This window comes from Flavobacterium tiangeerense (genome assembly GCF_007830355.1).
In the GTDB taxonomy this organism is placed as follows: Bacteria; Bacteroidota; Bacteroidia; order Flavobacteriales; family Flavobacteriaceae; genus Flavobacterium; species Flavobacterium tiangeerense.
The window spans coordinates 21,244-40,424 of sequence record NZ_VLKO01000008.1 but is presented as its reverse complement, the minus strand read 5'-3'; the positions used below and the strand labels follow the sequence as shown (position 1 = coordinate 40,424).

The following is a 19,181-nucleotide window of genomic DNA, read 5'->3' as shown; positions in this document are numbered from 1 at the left end:
AATATATTAGGTGCTTTTTGTGTAAAAAAAAACACGACTAAAATTGTCGTGTTTTTCAAGTATTTTAATCAAATCTAAGATCTTCTATTTTCTGATCGTTCAGAACTTCCTCTTTGATTGCTATTTCCTCTTGTTTCAGATCCTCTACCAGAATTACCCCTAGAACTTGATTCTTGTCTTTGAGGTGCAGCTTGTGGTGCTGAACTTGATCTGTTTTGCGAATAATCTCTCGGTGAACTTTCTCTTCTTGATGGTATACTGTTTTCAGAATTTGATCTACTTTGAGTTGTTGCAGTTTGGTTTTCGCTTCTTTGCATAACTCTTTCGTTACTTGTATTGCCTCTATTTTGAGAGTAGCTTCTATCAGATCGCCCGTTAGCAGTGGTTGTCTCTCCACTAGTTCTTGTGCTATATCTGTTGTTTTCAGTTCTTGTTGGTATTGGATTTGAATTGTTGCTATTTTCTGTGCGAGATCTTCCTTTTGATTCATATCTACCAGAAGTACTGTTTTGTGCCGTACGGTTTTCTCTGCTACTATTTGTAGAGTATCTATTAGCATCATTGGTGGTGCGTCTACCATAAGTGTTTTCTACTCTTGAGCTTGTTCTTCTTTGGTCTAGTTCATATCGGTTTGATACAGCCACATTACGTCTTGAAAAAGCATAGTTTGGATATTGTCTTTCATACCCATTAGAGCGTCTTGAGTTATAAAGAACAACCGCTCTACTGCTTGTTCTATAATTTACATAATTGTAACTGTTATAGCTATTTAAACAAATTGAAATATTATTTCTATATCTAAACACAGGGAAAGGATTCCAAGTATAGTAGTACGATGGGTAATATCCCCAGTTCCATCTAGAAGTATAGGCACGGTAGGAAGGTCTCCAGAATGATGCGTAAATTACAGGAGTAGTATAGTAAACTGGCTCATAAATATAATTATCACCATACATGTAAACATCCCCTATTACTTGTACCTGAACTTTATTGTTTCTATCTCTTTCAACATCAATTGTAGCTACATCTTGGTATAGATCTCTGTCTAGTACAGCTTGAACAACAATTAGGTGTGTGTTGCTCTCTACCGATTCTACAACTCTTAAATAATCAACTTGATTGTCGTTGTTTAAATCTAGATTAGATATCTGAGCTTTCGGGTCGTTTAATCTTCTTTCAAAATCATCAAGATCTCTGGAATCACCAAAAATGGAAGCTATTGCTCTCAAATCTAGATTATCGCTTATTTCAGAATTCATGGCGTTTACTGATGTTCTATCTTGTGCCTGAGAAGTTGTGACTAATAAGGTAGTCATAACACTGAATAGGAGTAGTTTAGTTTTCATATATAATGGAATTAGTTTCACATTTATGTAGTAACCAATTACTATGCCAGTTTCTTTTAGACTGTAACTCTAGATTTTTATTTGTACTTTGGCCTAAAATAAATAGTATATGAATTACCGTTTTTTTCTTTTATTGATAGTAGTTGTAATAGCATCATGTAAAAGTCAAGCAGATGTTAATCAAACATTTGATGATTCAGCAATTTTCAAGAATATTGCTATAGATACTTTATTTCAGGATAAAGTTAGTATTCGCTCCTTAGTGGTTGATGAGACCAAAATTTGGTATGTGGCTGATAAAAATCGATATGGCTACTTTGATTTGGCAACAAATAAAAAAACTGAAAACAAAATTGTTAAGGATACATTGCAATTAGAATTTAGAAGTAATGCACAAACTAGAGATTACGTTTATGTTTTGAGTGTATCGAACCCTGCAATGCTATATCAAATTTCTAAAAAAGATTTAACTACTAAATTGGTCTATCAAGAAAATCATGAGAAAGTATTTTTTGATAGTATGCAATTTTGGAATAATAAAGAAGGTATAGCCATGGGTGACCCTGTTTCTACTGGTTTAAATGTTATCATTACTCGTGATGGCGGAGCTTCATGGAAAAAAGTTCCTGACATACTCATGCCTACAACAAGTGCAGGAGAGGCTGCTTTTGCAGCAAGCAACACTAATATTGTATTAAAAGGTTCTTCTACTTGGATTGTCTCTGGTGGAGTTAAGTCAAGAGTTTTTTATTCGCCAAATAAAGGAAAGTCTTGGACAGTTTATGAAACGCCTATTGTACAAGGTAAAAGCATGACAGGAATATTTACTGCTGATTTTTACAATGAAAAAATAGGGTTTGTATCTGGTGGAGATTATGAAAATAGAGATCAAAATCATTCAAATAAAGCCATAACTGTTGATGGAGGAAAAACTTGGAAACTAGTAGCTGAGAATATGGCTTTTGGTTATGCATCTTGTGTGCAATATGTGCCTAATAGTAAAGGGAAAGGTATTGTTACGGTGGGTTACTCTGGAATATTTTATTCTGGGGATGGAGGTGTTTCTTGGAAACAATTAGCAACTGATTCAAAATTGAATACCATTCGCTTTATTAATGCAACTACGGCTATTGCAGCTGGCCAAAATAAAATGATTCGGTTACAATTTAAATAAAAAAACTACCCTCAATATGCTAGACACTGAGGGTAGTTCTTGAATTAATAAAAAAGGAAATTAATTTTTTTGTCCGTTATTGCGGTATTGTTGGAGTAATTTTTTATTGAAATCTTCTTCGGCCTTTTTTAATTTTACAATCTTTACAGCTGGTAAAAACGTTCTCAAATTTTGTAAAAAGCGTTTGCGAACTAAGAATAATTCTTCTTCTGTGCCCTCAATTTGAGCTAAAAAAAGTTTGGCTTCTTTCTCATTAATTTTATCAAGAGAACCATCGCTCATTCGTTTTACATAGGATTTCATTTTTTGATGTCTTAACTCAAATTGTTTATCATCATAAGTATTGTAAACAGGCCAAAACTTTTCGGCTTCGGTAGTTGTAAATCCTATTTCTGTGGTAAAAAAAGCAGCTTTCAAAACTTTTATTTGCTCTCTTTTTTCTTTCATACTTTCGCCTTGAGCGTAAAAATTAAAAGAAACAAATAATAAAGCAAGGAGTATTATTTTGGAATTATTCATTGTATTTTTTTTAAATCTATTATTCTAAAATTAAATTTTCTAAGTTGGTATTTGTTGAAAAATGTTCTTCAATTGTCTCATCTTCTAGGGCAATTGGAGTTTTCATATTTTCAATTTCTTCATAATTCAAACCATTAATTAAATCGTATTGATTTACATTTGTTTGATAAGTAATATAATTTTCTAATGCAGCTGTTTCTAGCTCATTTTCTTTATTGTTTTGTTGTTGTACCACTAAAGGAACCATCAGCGCTAAAACTAATACGGCAGCTACAGCAGAGAATATTAAAGTTTTCTTTCGTTGAAAAATAGAAATAACGGGTGGTTCATTTTGCTCTAATTGCTGCATCATCTTTGCAGAAAAAGTGTCAAAATAATGATCAGGAACTTTAAATCCAGGTTCTATTTTTGGTTCGTTTTCTAATTTAAATGTCTTCATAATAGTGTTTAGACAATGTTAATACTAAAAGGTTTAAGTGGAAGAAACAAAAGCTTCAATTTTTTTTACGGCTAGGTGATAGGAGGCTTTCAATCCGCCTACTGTGGTGCCTAAAATTTCAGATATTTCTTCGTATTTCAGTTCTTGAAAGTATTTCATTTTAAAAACCAGTTGCTGTTTCTCTGGTAGTAACGCAATTGCGCGTTGTAGCTTTAATTGCATTTCATTTCCATCAAAAAATACATCGGCTTCTAGATTATCGAGTGTTTTATTTTGCAAAGCCTCAGATGAGATATTATTAGCACGGGCTTTTTGTTTTAAGAAAGTCAAGGCCTCATTTGTAGCAATACGGTACATCCAAGAAAAAAGTTTGCTATCTCCTTTAAAACTTTTAAGATGTTGAAAAATTTTAATGAAACAATTTTGCAAAACATCATCTGTATCATCGTGATTTAAAACAATGGTGCGGATATGGTTATACAATGGTTTTTGATATTCCAATATCAACCTCTGAAACGCTTGATTTTGCGTTTTGGGGTTTAATAATTGGTTTATAAATTCCTGTTCTTCCTGCACAATGTTTTTTTAGTTTAAGATGATTTTTGAATAATAAGGTTTAATACCAAAAGGTGTTTTTTTAAAATTCAGAATCTTCTTCTTTGATTTCTGTTGGAGTTGGTTGATTGCCAGGAGTTACTGGAGTAGCAGTCGTAGGTTTTACAGGAGCAGTTACGGGAATCACTTTTGGCGGAAGCGGCACATAAACCTCAGTTTCCCATTTTGATGGGTTTTTTACGTCTGATTTATTAATTTTAAAAACTTCTAAATGGCTAAAATTAGGACTTACAACAACCTTATTTTTAGCTATGTACGCATTAGATTGTTGAATAGCCTTGCTTATGTGAGTATAATCGCCTGTTAAATTTGTTTTTATGGCTTCAAATGGCTCTAATGTACCTGATAAAATATCACTACCTGAGCTAGTCAAAATTCGGTTTTTAGTAGGAATACAAAAAGAAATTTGTGCTAATCCTGTTGTTGCATTGTAATTGTGAAACAATAAAAATGGTTTTCCATTTGTTTCAACGCCATTATTGGTACAAAAAGCAGTTAATTTATTAAATACGATATTAGCATTTTTAGAAACGCTAGTAAGCTTGCTTGTAAAGGTTTGTTTTAAGTAATTTGTTCCTGATTTTGTGCTTAGACCAATGACTTTTATATTGAAAGTATTGGTTTCAAAAACCAATGTTTTTTCGAGTTTCTCTAAACTTTTTTCGTAAACGCGACCCATTATTTTATCTATTCCGCCTTGCATTGCAGCCATTACTTTCATGGTAAAGCTCATTTTTCCTTGAGATTTCCAAGTCACTTTAGTCCCATTTAAAGTATCTTTAAAACGCAATACTACTGATGATTCACTGCCATCAAAATCCATTTTTTGTGAAATACTATCGTTTTCTTGTGATGAAAGTGTTGCAATTGATCCTGAACTTGTTTGGTTATCCCAAGTCATCGTAGCGCCGTTGCCTATTGATTTTTCTGAAAAAGAAAGGTTTGAAGCTGCATCTTTAGATATCCAGGCTGCAAAATCTTCCCAGTTTCTTAAATCATTAACAAACTGGTATACAGTATTCTTAGGCGCTTTAATAATATGACTTCTTTCTACAGTGAAATCTCCTTTTTGAGTGGCAATAAATATAGTCAAAGCCACTAGGCTTAGTAGAAGTAGAAGGAAAATATATTTTAAAATTCGCATAACGGGTTGGTTTCTTGATTTTGTAAAGTTATAGATTTTATTTAAAAGTTTTTCAATGCTCAAATTTTTATAAATTGTTCTTGAAATCCTATATTGTAAAATTGTAAAAGCTTGATTATTATTGTTGTATTTTTTTGTAAATACTTAGATTAAAGGTAGTGTTGAAATAAAATAAATAAAAAAGCCCACAAGAAGTGGACTAATAATCAGGTGAAAACTACCTTTTAAAGAAAACTTTTATCAAAAAAAGAATAGCAATAAAACCAATAAATCCCAATAGGATTTTATAATTGCCTTTATAAAATGTTTTATGAACTTGAATGTCTTTTCTGTAGGAGTATACTGCGGATATAACAAAAGCGATAAAAAATAAGATACCAAAAATGATTTGACCTTGACTAAACATGTTTTACAATTTTTTGTAAATTTACTCAATAGTTTAGAAATAGTTGCTATTTTGTCATCTCAATTAATAAAAAGAATATGAAAAAACAAATTGACGCTGTAAAACAATTTCATTCTGCTTTTAACTTAGGATTTCATGATGCACCTGTTGCTGATTTGGGAGAAAAGAGACATTTGTTACGATACAATTTAATGAAAGAAGAAAATGAAGAGTATCTAGAAGCAGTGCAAAATAATGATTTGGTTGAAATAGCTGATGCTCTTGGGGATATGTTGTATATATTGTGTGGAACTATTATAGCCCATGGATTACAAGATAAAATGGAAGCAGTATTTGAAGCCATTCAGCTTAGTAACATGAGCAAATTAAATACTGATGGAACACCTATTTATAGAGAAGATGGTAAGGTTATGAAAGGACCTCATTATTTTAAACCTGATTTTTCAAACATATTAAACGAAAAATAAAAAAAGTGATTTTCACAGTAGAAAATCACTTTTTAAAATTTAAGTTCCTGAAATAATTATACTTTCACTGTCCAGCCAAAAGTATCTTCGTCAAGTTTATTTTGAATGTTTGTTAATTTTTCTTTTAGTTGAATGGCAATTGAATGATCAACCTTTGGAAGATCATAATACACATCTTGGAAAGAAAATCCTGAAATAGGACTAATTACTGCTGCTGTTCCAGCACCAAATATTTCTTTTAGAGTACCGTTTTTTGCTGCTTCAACTAATTCTGATACTAGTACAGAACGAACTTCAACATCAATACCTTCACTTTTTGCTAAGTCAATAAGTGTTTTTCTAGTTACACCATCAAGAATACGTTCACTCACAGGAGCTGTGAATAAGGTATCGTTGATTCTAAAAAACACATTCATAGTTCCCGCTTCTTCAAGTTTAGTGTGGGTAGCATCGTCTGTCCAAATAACTTGTTGAAAACCTTCTTTATTTGCTAAAGTTGTAGGGTAAAATTGTGCAGCATAGTTACCCGCAGCTTTTGCAGCACCTATTCCTCCATTTGCAGCTCTACTGTAGTGTTCAGCAATAAGAACCTTAACATCTCCAGCATAATAAGAGGTAACTGGGGATAAGATAATCATGAATTTATATTCGTTTGATGGATTTGCTATTACTCCTGTACCTGTAGCAATCATAAATGGTCTTATGTACATCGAGTTTCCGTTCCCTTTTTTAATCCAGGCTTCGTCTAGTTGTAATAATTGGTGAAGTCCAGACATGAAAATATCTTCTGGAACCTCTGGCATTGCCATACGTACCGCTGATTTATTAAAACGATTGTAATTTTCATCAGGTCTAAAAAGCCAAATAGAGTCATTTGTATCTTTATAGGCTTTCATTCCTTCAAATATTGCTTGGCCATAATGAAAAACCCTTGTTGATGGATCTATCAAAAAAGGAGCGTATGGCTTGATAGTAGGATTTTGCCATTCACCGTTTTTGAAATCGCATTCAAATAAATGATCAGTAAAAACAGAACCGAAGCTTAAGTTTTCAAAATCTACATCGTTTATTTTTGATGTGGTGGCTTTTATAGTTTCAATTTTAGTAGTTAGAGTGTTACTCATAATAGTGTACTGTTTGTTTATTTTTTGTTCAAACAAAAAAAACAATTCATGTGAATCAAGTATTGCTTTTTGTTTAATGCGTGCAAAATTAAATAAAAAACAATGAATACTTTTATTCATTTCGTTTAATTATAGCATAAAAGTGTGATTTGTTTGTTATTTAAAAAAATATACTTATAATGTTTAATTTTGAGGGTATCTATTAAATAATAATGACAGGAAGTAAAAAAAAAACTTTTAGTTTTCACTAATTTTGGTAAAAAAGCTATTACTATTAATTTATACCTAAATATATATTTTGAAAAGAGAAATAATTCAAACCCTAGATGGTTCTACAACCATTCATTTACCAGAATGGGATGAGTGTTATCATTCTAAACACGGTGCCATACAAGAGGCCGAACATGTTTTTATAAAAAACGGATTGGCACTTTTTCCAAATTCAAAAGTATCAATTTTAGAAATCGGTTTTGGAACAGGTCTTAATGCGTTCATTACTTTGTTAGAGTCTATTAAAAGAAATCAATCCATAAATTATGTAGGAGTAGAGGCATACCCTGTATCTGCGACAGAAGTCTTAGCTATGAATTATGTAGCTGAACTAGAGGCTGAGGAATATAAAGCTGTTTTTGAGACGATGCATACCAGCAATTGGGAAGAAAAAAACATCCTGGCTCCTCATTTTGAAATCACAAAAAGGAAACAGTTTTTTGAGCAAATAGAGGATGTTGACGCCTTTGATTTAATTTATTTTGACGCTTTTGGGTATCGAGTACAACCAGATTTATGGAGTACGGAAATTTTTCGAAAAATGTATACAGCGCTGAAAACAGATGGAGTTTTAGTAACTTATGCAGCAAGAGGCGTAGTCAAACGTAGTATGATTGAAGTAGGTTTTACTGTAGAAAAATTACCTGGACCACCAGGAAAACGAGAAATGTTTAGAGCCTTTAAAAAGTAATTTTTTTAATAGGCTTTCAACCCTTTGTTTTGGTTTGAAAACTAAAAACTAAGTTAAATAATAGTGAAACATTTTTATTTTTAGTTTAAATTTACGCTGTCTCAAATAAAAAAATAAATTGCACTATGTCGAAAATAATGTATGACTATACCAAATCAATTTTAGAGAGGGTAAGTTTTGATCCAGCTTTGTTCTGTAAAGAGTTAGAAAAAGCAATAAAAACATTGTTGCCATACGAAATGGAGCTTTTAAGAGAATGGCTTTTAAGTTATACCGTAACTAAGCCAGAATTAAAACAATGTTTAATATTAGTAAATTCATAAAAAAAATAAGGAACGCTCAAGTTCCTTATTTTTTTGACATAGAACTAATAATTTGAACGTTTTGAAATACTATTGCTCCTTTAATTACTCCTGCAATTGTAGTTCTTAGCGCATCTATAATTTGAATTTTTAATTCACTTTTAGGAAAAATTAAACTTACTTCTCTAGCAGGTTTCGGTTCTTTGAAATGTCTAAGTTTTAAGGCATCACTTTCTTTAAGGTCTAAGGTGTGTAGGTAAGGCAACAAGGTTGTTCCGAGGCCTTCATCGGCTAGTTTTATAAGGGTTTCAAAACTCCCACTTTCAATCTGGAAATGGCTCGCTTCATTTCTATCTCCACTTTTACAAAGATTCAAGATCCCATCTCTAAAGCAGTGTCCATCTTGCAGTAATAAAATTTCATCTAAATTCAAATCAGATACTTCAATTTCATTTTTTTGAAAATGGTGATGACTCTCCGGGATGTAAGCAACAAAAGGTTCATAGTACAATACTATTTCTTTTATTTTTTCTTCTAATAAAGGTGTAGCAGCAATACCCGCATCTAGATGACCGTTGTTGAGTTTAGTGATTATTTCATTCGTGTTTAATTCTTCTATTATCAGTCTAACTTTAGGATATTTTTTTATAAAGTTGTTCAAAAACATTGGCAATAACGTAGGCATAATAGTAGGGATGATTCCAAGCCTGAATTCGCCACCAATAAACCCTTTTTGTTGTTCTACAATATCTTGAATACGATCAGCCTCAACAACTATATTTTTTGCTTGGTTTACAATTTTTTGTCCAATATCTGTAAGCTGTATAGGTTTTTTTGTACGATCAAAAATTTGAATACTCAATTCCTCTTCAATTTTTTGAATTTGCATACTCAATGTGGGTTGTGTTACAAAACATTTTTCGGCTGCAAGTGTAAAATTTTTATGTTCTGCTACTGCCAAAACATATTTTAGTTGTGTAATTGTCATGTATAGTATTTTATGATGCAAAGATAAAAACAATCAATTTACTTTATGATTAATTTGCAGATATTATGAGCAATATTAACGTTAATCGGTTTTTTTGAATAAATAAATTAAATGCTACCTATATAAAATATTTATTACCTTTATAGCATTAATGCATGTAGTTCATTTATTGTTTTTTTATTTTTAAGCAATTTTGTAGTTCTATTTGCTGGAATTTATTACTTAATCAATGAAAGTGTTTGCGCGTTTTTTTTTATTTTTATTCTTAGCTTTTCTAGCTGCGCCAACTATTGTTGTTATTATTAAAAAGAGCTGTGATATATCTGTTTTCTTTGACTTTTCTGAGGAGGAAGAAGACTCTCAAAAGAATATCAAGAATTTTGTTCATCAAGAATTGGTAAATATTGAGCTTATAAACGTTTGTTTTGAAGAAATTGAGCTTATTTTTTCAAACACGATAGGTGAACATGACAATGTAATATCTTTTATTTTCGCACCTCCTCCTAACTTGGGGTAATGTTATTTTGTAGAAAAACAATCGTCTGTGTCTTTTTGATATGGACTATGCTTTGTATATTAATTATCATTATCTTATGAAAAATAAAAGTAATCTTTTTGCGCACCTCAAGTCTGATTTTGCTTCAGGTCTTGTTGTTTTTTTAGTGGCGCTACCTTTGTGTCTAGGTATTGCAATGGCCTCTGGTGCACCATTGTTTTCGGGTATTATTGCAGGAGTTGTAGGCGGAATTGTGGTAGGGTATTTTAGTTCTTCCAGTTTAAGTGTTTCCGGCCCAGCAGCTGGTTTAACAGCAATTGTTTTAACAGCAATTACCGATTTAGGGGCGTTTGATGTTTTTTTAACCGCTGTTTTTATTGCAGGTTTGATTCAGTTAATTTTGGGTTTTGCAAAGGCAGGTAGTATTTCAAATTATTTCCCTACAAATGTTATCGAAGGAATGTTAGCAGGAATTGGGATTATAATAATTTTGAAACAATTACCTCATGCATTTGGATATGATAAAGATTTTGAAGGCGATCAAGCTTTTTTACAAAATGACGGAGGTAATACATTTACTGCTTTATTCGATATTTTTAATTATTTACAACTTGGAGCTATAGTTATTACTTTAATATCTATGAGTATACTAATAGCTTGGGACAAAGTACCTTTTTTAAAAAGAATGAAATTGATTCCGGGCGCTTTGATTGCCGTTGTTCTAGGGGTAGTACTTAATGAAATTTTTATGATTTCAGGAAGTAAATTAGCCATTGGAAATGAGCATTTGGTTTCATTGCCTATTCCATCTACTTTTCAAGAGTTCAAATCCATAATTGTAACACCAAATTTTGCAGCAGTTACTAATACTAAAGTATGGATTGTCGCCTTTACAATTGCCATTGTAGCATCAATAGAAACTTTATTGAGTATTGAAGCTGCTGATAGAATGGACGTTCAAAAGCGTTATACAGATACTAATATAGAATTAAAAGCGCAAGGAATAGGGAATGTTGTGAGTTCTTTATTAGGCGGTTTACCTTTAACCTCTGTTATTGTTCGTACATCAGCGAATAGTAACTCTGGTGCTAAATCTAAAATGTCTACCATAATTCATGGCTTTTTGTTACTTGTTAGTGTTCTAGCTATTCCTTTTGTTCTCAATAAAATTCCATTAGCTACGTTAGCGGCAGTGCTTATTCTTGTAGGGTATAAATTAGCAAAACCTAGTATTTTTATACATTTTTGGAATAAAGGGAAATACCAATTTATTCCTTTTATTGCAACACTTTTAGCTGTTGTTTTTTTAGACTTACTCAAAGGTGTTGCACTTGGAATCTTTATTAGTATCATTTTTATACTAAAGGGAAATTTAAAACGAGCTTACAACTTTCGAAAAGAGAATTATGAATCAGGTGACGTTATTCACATTGATTTGGCTCAAGAAGTTTCATTTTTAAATAAAGCTGCCATCAAGCAAACTTTAAATGATATTCCCGAAAAGTCAAAAGTAATTATTGATGCAAAAGACACCGTTTATATTGCTCATGACATCTTAGATCTTATTCATGAGTTCAAAACAATTAAAGCTGTAGATAAAAAAATAAAAGTAAAATTGAAAGGATTTAAAGATGCTTACGAATTAGAAAACTCCGATGATTCTAACAATCATGTTACTTTTGAACACTATTATGACGCAGCTAAACGGGTTATGGTTAAAAAACCAATTGGAGACGAAATAGATTTTTAAGGTTGAAAGTATTACAAAAGAGATTAAAATAATTAACAAACATTAAATTAAAATATAATGAGCGATTTTTATAAAAAAATATTAGACAATAATAAAAAATGGGTTGAAACATCGCTGGCTAGTGACCCTAATTTTTTTGCAGATTTAGCTAAAGGTCAAACACCTCCTTTATTATGGATTGGCTGTTCTGATAGCCGTGTGCCAGCAAATGAAATTGTGGGTGCAAAGCCGGGTGAGGTTTTTGTACACCGTAATATTGCTAATATGGTGGTGCATACTGATATGAATATGCTTAGCGTACTAGATTATGCTGTTAATGTCCTAAAAGTAAAGCACGTAATAGTGTGCGGGCATTATGGTTGTGGTGGTATAAAGGCAGCTATGGGCAATCAATCTATTGGGATTATCGACAACTGGATTCGTCATATTAAAGATGTTTATCGCTTGCACAATACCTATTTAGATAGTATTCAAGACGAAACAGAGCGTTTCAATACCTTTGTAGAACTCAATGTAAAGGAACAAGTTTTTGATCTTGCAAAAACATCAATCGTTCAGGGAGCATGGCGAAACAATCAAGATCTAACTTTGCACGGATGGGTATATGGATTAAATTCAGGTTTTGTAACAGATTTAAATGTAAACATAAGCTCAGAAGATGACCTTGATGAAGTATATCAATTAAAATTCTAAATTATTAAAGGCCCAAAGAGCATATTGCTTTTTGGGTTTTTTTTATTCTTCGTCCAGGTTTTCGTTGAATGCCGTTGGAAGTAGGGTAGGAATGAATTTTATCAAAATAGGCAGTAATAAACTACCGCCTGGTAGTAAAAAAATTGTCAGAGAAGGTATGGTTTTACAAATTTCTAACAATTGTTTTTTAACTTTTTTCTTTTCTTTTTCATCAAGATCTCTTCTTGTGGAATAAGCAAGCAAAACCATTAATTCCTTACTTTGATAGAGTTCTTTTAATAGCCGGTTTTTATTTCGGCTTATTAAGGTAACCACACTTTGCGTAGTTTGATCGTAAAAATGTTTTACTGGATTTGAATAATTAAAATATGGAATGTCTTTTTTGTGTTGTGCAATAAATGTATTTGTACAGCTTAAGCTTTGAAGTACAAATTCATCATTAATGTTTAGAATAGTGGCAAGTGAGTGTAAAAAATAATTTTCTTCATTTTCTATTTCTCCATCGCTCCATAACGCCATACAGGCTAGATCAATTAAGTAGTATTTTTCAAGATCATTTGTAAAATAATCTAGTTGCAGTGTATCTAAGTTTTGTGTTGTTCCTTTTGAAAACTTACTGTAACGTATTGATGCTTCAAAGAGTTTAATTAAAAGATCATCATACTGTGATTTTTTAGTCTTTATTTTTAATGCTAATGTGACTACGTTTACAATAGTTTCTTCTATTTTTTTTAAATATTTATCTGGTATTTCACCTTGAATCAAGTATTGCTGGTACGCAATGATATCTATGAATAATAAAGCATTAGTAACTAAGTGTGAAAAGTTTTTATTAATGATACTTTCGTTAGTTTGTACCCGATTATCGATAATTTTTTCAAGTGTAAGCGCCAGTGAATCTTTGGGTAATATTTTTTTAAACAAATTAAATCCCTGAGGATTCATTTGGTTATAAAAAGCTACCGTTTCTTTTATGAAAAGATTACTTTGATTTTCTCCTTTTGTCAAACAAAAAATATCATAGAGTAGTGTAAGTAATGCTACCTTTGATATTTCATCTTTAAACCAGCCTTTGGTTTGAATTTGAGTAGGAGTGTTAAAGGAAATGATATGACCATAAATAAAACCAGTTGCTCTTACTTTTTCATAAAAAGCACCAGTGGTAATGGCAACAGATTTTGTAGAAAAATCTTGCTCATTAAAAAATTTATCTATCCAACCTGTAGCTGATGGGTTAATCATTGTTTTAATTTCAAAGTACAAAGCTATTCTTTTTTGAGCAAGTTTGTCAGCCAAAAAAATAGTTTAACAAAAGAATTACATTAATAATAATATAATTGATGGGTATGAAGATAATTAGATTTTATTCTAAAATTTAGAGTTAAATAGCGGTTTACTTTAATTCTTTACTACTTAATTTCAATTTATTATTTGCTCTTTTCAGAGTGAAGTAGTTTTATTGTTTTTAAAAAAACGTTTTATCGGGGTTTATAAACTCAAAATCAATTGAGAATTTCAAAAAACTAAAAATGCCTCAAAATTTAAAGTGTTGAGGCATTTTTTTATTAAAATTTACAATTTTAAAATTAGGAATTAAAAAGTTGTTCAGCTTTTTCCCAGTTAATTACATTCCAAAAAGAGTTGATGTAATCAGCTCTTCGGTTTTGATTTTTGAAGTAATAAGCATGTTCCCAAACATCTAAAGCCATGACCGGTTTGCCTTTAAGACCTTTTCCTTTCAAACGCATTAATGGATTATCTTGATTAGCTGTGGAACCAATTACGAGTTGACCATCTTTAACTACTAGCCATGCCCAACCTGAACCAAAACGTTTCATGGAAGCGTCAGCAAATTGTTTTTTGAATTCATCAAATGAACCAAAACTACTAGTAATTGCTTGGGCTAGTTTCCCTTTAGGCAAACCTCCACCATTAGGAGAGAGTAACTCCCAAAATAGGGTGTGATTGTAATGGCCTCCCGCATTATTACGTATTGAATCTGGAAACTGTGACATTTTTTTAAATATAGTTTCGAGTGAGCTAGAAGATTCGACCAGTTTTTTATCAAGAGTTCCTATCGCCTTATTCAAGTTGGTTACGTACGCTTGATGGTGTTTTCCATGATGAATTTCCATAGTAGCTTTATCAATATGAGGCTCAAGAGCATCAGTAGAATAAGGTAATTTTGGTAATACAAATGTTCCTTCTTCAATGCTATTAGTAAATATATCGCTCCCAGTTTCTTCGAGTAGGGGCTGAGTAGTATTTGCAAAAGCGTCCTGTAATAAAGAACTCCCTATTAAGGTTCCTGTTGAAAGTATTGCTGTTTGCTTTAAAAAACTTCTTCTGCTAGTATTATTTTCCATTTGTTTTGTGTTTTGATATGCCTTAACATTTGATTTATAAAATTATGTAAATACATTTCAAATGGGGTTAAGAAAGACTTAAATTTTAGGATTTTTATTTTTATTGGTTGTTTAAAAATATTTTCACTTGAATTATGTAAAATTCATTTCAATTTGGTATGTTACTTCTTCGTAATTTTGAAAATTCATTCTTAGTTGAAACCAAATATTAGAATTGGATTCAAATGGAGTACTCATACCTATATTTTATTTTAAATGAAAAAGAGAAAGTTAGCTAAAGATGGCTGGAGCCTTTTGAAACGAACCTATGAAGAGTTTGAAAATGATAACGCAATCAAATTGAGTGCCTCATTGTCGTATTTCACTATTTTTTCATTACCCCCATTACTAATTATTATACTATCTATTTTTAGTTTTATATTCGGAAAAGAGGCTGTTACAGGCCGATTTTTTGGGCAAATAAATGGTATGGTTGGTAATGAAGCTGCTTTGCAAATACAAGAAACTATAAAAAACATTGAATTGTCAGATAGCAATACTTTTGCAGCCATCTTTGGTGGAATAATGCTACTTATTGGAGCGTCTGGAGTTTTTGCCGAAATTCAAAGTTCTATTAATTTTATTTGGGGTTTAAGGGCAAAACCAAATAAAGGTATCATGAAGTTTATCAAAAATAGATTGATGTCTTTTTCAATGATTGCTTCTGTTGGTTTTTTATTAATGGTAAGTTTAATGTTAAATACGGTTATGGATGTTATCAATTCACGTCTGATAGTTTACTTTCCAGATACAACGGTATATATTTTTTATGTTCTCAATATTGTTATACTATTTATAACAACAACCATTTTGTTTTCAGTGATTTTTAAAACATTACCCGATGGAGAAATTGTATGGAAAGACGCCTTAATTGGATCTAGTTTTACCTCTTTCTTTTTTATGATAGGGAAATTTGCAATAGGTTTTTACTTAGGAAGCTCAACGGTTGCCACTGTTTATGGTGCAGCAGGCTCTATTGTAATTATTTTAGTTTGGGTTTATTATTCGGCAATTATATTATATTTTGGAGCTGAGTTTACTAAAGTTTATGCGAATGCTCATGGCAATAAAATTGTACCAAATGACTATGCAGTTGCTATTAAAGTAGAAGTACTAGAGGTTAAAGAGGTGAAATAATTTTTTTGAAATATTTATGAGAGCTTACTATATTTTAATATCATTTTTAGGAAGTTGAGCACTGTTTAAAAAATAGTTTACATAAAAAAACCGCCTTGTTTTTTTCAGGTACAAGGCGGTTAAAAAAAAAACTAAAAACTAATTTTTATTAGAAACAATATTCATTTTCTGCTACTAGTTTAGCAGTAATTATTTCTCTTAATGCCACTACATTTGGCATATTTGTGTATTTTGTAAAACGACGTAATCCCATTAACATCATACGTTGCTCATCACCTTCAGCAAAAGAAATAATGCTTTCTTTTCCTTTTTGGTTTACAATATCAACGGCTTTGTATAAGTAAAGTTTAGCCATTGCAATTTGTTCTTGAACTTTATCTTCTCCTTCTTTTTTAGCTAATTTCTCAGTTCTTAAGATAGTACTTTCTGCCATGTAAACTTCAATAAGCATATCCGAAGCAGCCATTAATAATTGTTGGTGTGCATCTAAGTCAGCTCCAAATTTTTTAACAGCACTACCAGCAACCATCAAGAAAGATTTCTTTAAGTTTTTGATGATTTCTTTTTCCTCTGCAAATAATTCTGAGTAGTCTGGTGTGTCAAATGATGGAATTCCCATCAACTCTTCAGATACTTTCATAGCAGGTCCTAATAAATCAACGTGCCCTTTCATTGCTTTTTTAATTAACATACCTACTGAAAGCATTCTGTTAATCTCATTTGTACCTTCGTAAATACGAGCAATTCTTGCATCTCTCCAAGCACTTTCCATTGGAGTATCTTCAGAGAATCCCATACCTCCAAAAATTTGAATTCCTTCATCAGAACAGTTTTGAACGTCTTCTGATACAGCAACTTTCAAGATTGAACATTCGATCGCATATTCTTCAACTCCTTTTAATTCAGCTTCTTGATGAGAAGTTCCTTCTGCTTCACGAGCAATGATTCTGTCTTCAATATCTTTTGCTGCACGGTAAGAAGCACTTTCTCCTGCGTAGCAAGAAGTTGCCATCTCAGCTAATTTAGAACGAATTGCACCAAATTGAGAAATAGCTGTATTAAATTGGATTCTTTCATTAGCATATTTTACAGATCCTGTAATTACTCTACGTTGTGCATCAAGACAAGCAGCTGCCAATTTAATTCTTCCTACGTTAAGTGCGTTCATCGCTATTTTAAAACCATTACCTCTTTCAGATAACATGTTTTCAACAGGAACTTTAGTTTCGTTAAAGAAAACTTGACGAGTAGATGAAGCACGAATTCCTAGTTTATGCTCTTCTTCACCCATTGAGATTCCGTTGTTATCTGTATTTTCAACTATGAAACCTGTAATGTTTTTATCATCACCAATTCTAGCAAAAACAATAAACAAACTACAGAAACCTGCATTTGAGATCCACATTTTTTGACCAGTGATAGAATAGTGCGTTCCATCTTCAGATAAAACTGCTTTAGTTTTTCCTGAATTAGCATCAGATCCAGCTCCTGGCTCCGTTAGGCAATAAGCACCAAACCACTCTCCCGAAGCAAGTTTAGGAACGTATTTTAATTTTTGCTCCTCAGATCCATATAATGTGATTGGCATAGTACCAATTCCTGTATGAGCTCCAAAAGCAGTTGAGAACGATCCAGTTGCTCCAGAAATGTAATCACAAACTAACATAGTTGATACAAACCCCATTCCTAATCCACCATAAGCTTCAGGTACTGCAACTCCTAAAAGTCCTAGCTCACCAGCTTTTCTCATGGATTCTTCCGTGTAAGCATAATCCTTTTTTTCAAAACGATCTTTGTGTGCCCACAACTCTTTGTCTACAAACTCTTTCACAGAGTCACGCATCATTAATTGCTCTTCTGTAAAATCTTCAGGTGTGAAAATATCTTCACATTTTGTTTCTTTAACTAAAAACTGACCTCCACGGGTTACGTTTTTTTCAATTGTATCTGCCATTTTTTTATTTTTTAATATGTTTTTTATTTAAAATCTAAGCTTACAAAAGTTCGTAAACACCTGCAGAGCCTTGTCCAGTACCTACACACATACTTACAATTCCGTATTTGCTTCCTCTGCGTTTCATTTCATCAAACAATTGTACTGATAGTTTTGCTCCAGTACATCCTAGTGGATGACCTAGTGCAATAGCACCTCCATTTACATTAATGATTTCTGGATTTAAGTTTAATTCACGGGTTACAGCTAATGCTTGAGAAGCAAAAGCTTCGTTTAACTCTATTAAATCAATATCATTAATTGTTAAACCTGCTTGTTTTAGTACTTTTGGTATTGCTTTTACAGGTCCTATTCCCATGATTCTTGGTTCAACTCCTGCCGAAGCGAAATTTACCAAACGAGCAATAGGCTCTAAGTTGTACTCTTTTACCATTTCTTCGCTCATGATCAACACAAAAGCAGCACCATCACTCATTTGTGATGAGTTACCTGCAGTTACACTTCCATTTGCTTCAAAAACAGGACGTAATCCAGCCAAAGCTTCTTTTGATGTACCAGCTCTTGGACCTTCGTCTTTATTTACAACGTATGATTTGGTTTCTTTTTTTCCGTTTTCATTAAGGAATGTTTGTTCCACCGTAATAGGAACAATTTGCTTGTCAAATTTACCATCAGCTTGTGCTTGCAAAGCTTTCATGTGAGAGTGGTATGCAAATTCATCTTGATCCTCACGAGATACTTTAAATTGTTGTGCTACTGCTTCAGCAGTAAGACCCATTCCCCAGTAGTAATCCTCGTTTCCAGCTTTTGCAACAGCATAATCCGGAGTTGGTTTGTAACCTCCCATTGGGATAAAACTCATGCTTTCAGCTCCACCTGCAATAATACAATGTGCCATACCTGATTGAATTTTAGCCGTAGCCATACCAATAGTTTCCAAACCAGAAGCACAATATCTGTTTACAGTAACACCAGGAACATCTTCTACTTTTAAACCCATTAACGAAATAAGTCTCGCAACGTTTAGTCCTTGTTCTGCCTCTGGCATTGCATTTCCTACCATAACGTCATCAATGCGTGTTTTATCAAAACTTGGCAACTCATTCATCATAAACTCGATGGTTTCTGCTGCTAATTCATCAGGACGTTTAAATCTGAACACTCCTTTTGGGGCTTTCCCCACGGCTGTTCTGTATGCTTTTACTATATAGGCTGTTTTCATAACTAGTATTTTGAATTTTGAATTATAAATTTGAAATGA

General features: G+C 32.2%; 19 protein-coding genes. 8 read left to right on the top strand and 11 right to left on the bottom strand.

The features are described 5' to 3' along the window. Positions 1–74: 74 nt before the first annotated feature. Positions 75–1,346 (bottom strand): hypothetical protein, encoded by a 1,272-nt coding sequence (locus tag IQ05_RS10160; protein ID WP_144892610.1) that lies wholly within the window; start codon positions 1,344–1,346, stop codon positions 75–77. Positions 1,347–1,455: 109 nt separating this feature from the next. On the opposite strand from IQ05_RS10160, the gene IQ05_RS10155 reads away from it, so the two are divergent. Next, the gene (locus IQ05_RS10155) at positions 1,456–2,520 is read left to right on the top strand and encodes a sialidase family protein (RefSeq protein ID WP_144892608.1); all 1,065 of its coding nucleotides are present in this window, start codon (positions 1,456–1,458) and stop codon (positions 2,518–2,520) included. A 60-nt stretch (positions 2,521–2,580) separates the two neighbouring features. On the opposite strand, the gene IQ05_RS10150 is transcribed toward IQ05_RS10155, so the two are convergent. The 4 genes from IQ05_RS10150 to IQ05_RS10135 all read right to left on the bottom strand — a co-directional run bounded on the left by IQ05_RS10150 (position 2,581) and on the right by IQ05_RS10135 (position 5,192). Beyond that, complete coding sequence (locus tag IQ05_RS10150; protein ID WP_144892606.1) at positions 2,581–3,039, bottom strand: sensor of ECF-type sigma factor; 459 nt, start codon at positions 3,037–3,039, stop codon at positions 2,581–2,583. A gap of 19 nt (positions 3,040–3,058) precedes the next feature. Continuing rightward, on the bottom strand, positions 3,059–3,478 hold the full coding sequence (locus tag IQ05_RS10145) for a hypothetical protein (RefSeq protein ID WP_144892604.1): 420 nt from the start codon (positions 3,476–3,478) through the stop codon (positions 3,059–3,061). Positions 3,479–3,511: 33 nt separating this feature from the next. Further along, positions 3,512–4,054 (bottom strand): RNA polymerase sigma factor, encoded by a 543-nt coding sequence (locus IQ05_RS10140; protein ID WP_144892601.1) that lies wholly within the window; start codon positions 4,052–4,054, stop codon positions 3,512–3,514. A gap of 61 nt (positions 4,055–4,115) precedes the next feature. Then, complete coding sequence (locus tag IQ05_RS10135) at positions 4,116–5,192, bottom strand: SRPBCC family protein (protein ID WP_244289565.1); 1,077 nt, start codon at positions 5,190–5,192, stop codon at positions 4,116–4,118. 528 nt (positions 5,193–5,720) lie between these two features. Here IQ05_RS10135 and IQ05_RS10125 point away from each other — a divergent pair. Further along, positions 5,721–6,110 (top strand): pyrophosphohydrolase domain-containing protein, encoded by a 390-nt coding sequence (locus tag IQ05_RS10125; protein WP_144892595.1) that lies wholly within the window; start codon positions 5,721–5,723, stop codon positions 6,108–6,110. Positions 6,111–6,166: 56 nt separating this feature from the next. Here the strand turns inward: IQ05_RS10125 and IQ05_RS10120 are convergent, their stop codons facing one another. Continuing rightward, positions 6,167–7,234 (bottom strand): branched-chain amino acid aminotransferase, encoded by a 1,068-nt coding sequence (locus IQ05_RS10120; RefSeq protein WP_144892592.1) that lies wholly within the window; start codon positions 7,232–7,234, stop codon positions 6,167–6,169. Between the two features lie 298 nt (positions 7,235–7,532). Between IQ05_RS10120 and mnmD the strand changes: the two genes are divergently transcribed. Beyond that, a complete protein-coding gene (gene mnmD / locus IQ05_RS10115; RefSeq protein ID WP_144892590.1) occupies positions 7,533–8,195 on the top strand; it encodes a tRNA (5-methylaminomethyl-2-thiouridine)(34)-methyltransferase MnmD in 663 nt (220 codons plus the stop codon). Positions 8,196–8,320: 125 nt separating this feature from the next. Then, positions 8,321–8,518, top strand: a complete 198-nt coding sequence (locus tag IQ05_RS10110) for a hypothetical protein (RefSeq protein WP_144892588.1) — start codon at positions 8,321–8,323, stop codon at positions 8,516–8,518. A gap of 25 nt (positions 8,519–8,543) precedes the next feature. On the opposite strand, the gene IQ05_RS10105 is transcribed toward IQ05_RS10110, so the two are convergent. Continuing rightward, positions 8,544–9,485, bottom strand: a complete 942-nt coding sequence (locus IQ05_RS10105; RefSeq protein ID WP_144892586.1) for a LysR substrate-binding domain-containing protein — start codon at positions 9,483–9,485, stop codon at positions 8,544–8,546. Positions 9,486–9,714: 229 nt separating this feature from the next. Here IQ05_RS10105 and IQ05_RS10100 point away from each other — a divergent pair, with 229 nt between their 5' ends. From IQ05_RS10100 to can, 3 genes are all read left to right on the top strand, one after another. After that, the gene (locus IQ05_RS10100) at positions 9,715–10,002 is read left to right on the top strand and encodes a hypothetical protein (RefSeq protein WP_144892584.1); all 288 of its coding nucleotides are present in this window, start codon (positions 9,715–9,717) and stop codon (positions 10,000–10,002) included. 76 nt (positions 10,003–10,078) lie between these two features. Beyond that, positions 10,079–11,731, top strand: coding sequence for a SulP family inorganic anion transporter (locus tag IQ05_RS10095; protein WP_144892582.1), 1,653 nt, complete (start codon positions 10,079–10,081; stop codon positions 11,729–11,731). A gap of 57 nt (positions 11,732–11,788) precedes the next feature. After that, positions 11,789–12,424 carry a carbonate dehydratase gene (gene can, locus IQ05_RS10090; RefSeq protein WP_144892581.1) on the top strand — a complete coding sequence of 212 codons (636 nt, stop codon included), beginning with the start codon at positions 11,789–11,791 and terminating at the stop codon, positions 12,422–12,424. Between the two features lie 42 nt (positions 12,425–12,466). On the opposite strand, the gene IQ05_RS10085 is transcribed toward can, so the two are convergent. After that, a complete protein-coding gene (locus IQ05_RS10085; RefSeq protein ID WP_144892984.1) occupies positions 12,467–13,666 on the bottom strand; it encodes an LETM1-related biofilm-associated protein in 1,200 nt (399 codons plus the stop codon). Between the two features lie 344 nt (positions 13,667–14,010). After that, positions 14,011–14,790, bottom strand: a complete 780-nt coding sequence (locus IQ05_RS10080) for a superoxide dismutase (protein ID WP_144892579.1) — start codon at positions 14,788–14,790, stop codon at positions 14,011–14,013. Positions 14,791–15,045: 255 nt separating this feature from the next. Between IQ05_RS10080 and IQ05_RS10075 the strand changes: the two genes are divergently transcribed. Then, positions 15,046–15,966 carry a YihY/virulence factor BrkB family protein gene (locus IQ05_RS10075; RefSeq protein ID WP_144892577.1) on the top strand — a complete coding sequence of 307 codons (921 nt, stop codon included), beginning with the start codon at positions 15,046–15,048 and terminating at the stop codon, positions 15,964–15,966. Positions 15,967–16,114: 148 nt separating this feature from the next. Here IQ05_RS10075 and IQ05_RS10070 read toward each other — a convergent pair whose 3' ends face one another. Next, complete coding sequence (locus IQ05_RS10070; protein WP_144892575.1) at positions 16,115–17,920, bottom strand: acyl-CoA dehydrogenase family protein; 1,806 nt, start codon at positions 17,918–17,920, stop codon at positions 16,115–16,117. 40 nt (positions 17,921–17,960) lie between these two features. Further along, positions 17,961–19,142, bottom strand: a complete 1,182-nt coding sequence (locus tag IQ05_RS10065) for an acetyl-CoA C-acyltransferase (protein ID WP_144892573.1) — start codon at positions 19,140–19,142, stop codon at positions 17,961–17,963. Between the last annotated feature and the right edge of the window lie 39 nt (positions 19,143–19,181).

What these genes read in the sequence shown, in the direction of transcription:
- can (WP_144892581.1), top strand. Translation starts at nt 11,789, where the DNA reads ATGAGCGATTTTTATAAAAAAATATTAGACAATAATAAAAAATGGGTT.
- IQ05_RS10075 (WP_144892577.1), top strand. Translation starts at nt 15,046, where the DNA reads ATGAAAAAGAGAAAGTTAGCTAAAGATGGCTGGAGCCTTTTGAAACGA.
- IQ05_RS10085 (WP_144892984.1), bottom strand. Translation starts at nt 13,666, where the DNA reads ATGATTAACCCATCAGCTACAGGTTGGATAGATAAATTTTTTAATGAG.
- IQ05_RS10100 (WP_144892584.1), top strand. Translation starts at nt 9,715, where the DNA reads ATGAAAGTGTTTGCGCGTTTTTTTTTATTTTTATTCTTAGCTTTTCTA.
- IQ05_RS10080 (WP_144892579.1), bottom strand. Translation starts at nt 14,790, where the DNA reads ATGGAAAATAATACTAGCAGAAGAAGTTTTTTAAAGCAAACAGCAATA.
- IQ05_RS10095 (WP_144892582.1), top strand. Translation starts at nt 10,079, where the DNA reads ATGAAAAATAAAAGTAATCTTTTTGCGCACCTCAAGTCTGATTTTGCT.
- IQ05_RS10065 (WP_144892573.1), bottom strand. Translation starts at nt 19,142, where the DNA reads ATGAAAACAGCCTATATAGTAAAAGCATACAGAACAGCCGTGGGGAAA.
- IQ05_RS10070 (WP_144892575.1), bottom strand. Translation starts at nt 17,920, where the DNA reads ATGGCAGATACAATTGAAAAAAACGTAACCCGTGGAGGTCAGTTTTTA.
- IQ05_RS10110 (WP_144892588.1), top strand. Translation starts at nt 8,321, where the DNA reads ATGTCGAAAATAATGTATGACTATACCAAATCAATTTTAGAGAGGGTA.
- IQ05_RS10160 (WP_144892610.1), bottom strand. Translation starts at nt 1,346, where the DNA reads ATGAAAACTAAACTACTCCTATTCAGTGTTATGACTACCTTATTAGTC.
- IQ05_RS10120 (WP_144892592.1), bottom strand. Translation starts at nt 7,234, where the DNA reads ATGAGTAACACTCTAACTACTAAAATTGAAACTATAAAAGCCACCACA.
- IQ05_RS10145 (WP_144892604.1), bottom strand. Translation starts at nt 3,478, where the DNA reads ATGAAGACATTTAAATTAGAAAACGAACCAAAAATAGAACCTGGATTT.
- IQ05_RS10155 (WP_144892608.1), top strand. Translation starts at nt 1,456, where the DNA reads ATGAATTACCGTTTTTTTCTTTTATTGATAGTAGTTGTAATAGCATCA.
- IQ05_RS10125 (WP_144892595.1), top strand. Translation starts at nt 5,721, where the DNA reads ATGAAAAAACAAATTGACGCTGTAAAACAATTTCATTCTGCTTTTAAC.
- IQ05_RS10105 (WP_144892586.1), bottom strand. Translation starts at nt 9,485, where the DNA reads ATGACAATTACACAACTAAAATATGTTTTGGCAGTAGCAGAACATAAA.
- IQ05_RS10150 (WP_144892606.1), bottom strand. Translation starts at nt 3,039, where the DNA reads ATGAATAATTCCAAAATAATACTCCTTGCTTTATTATTTGTTTCTTTT.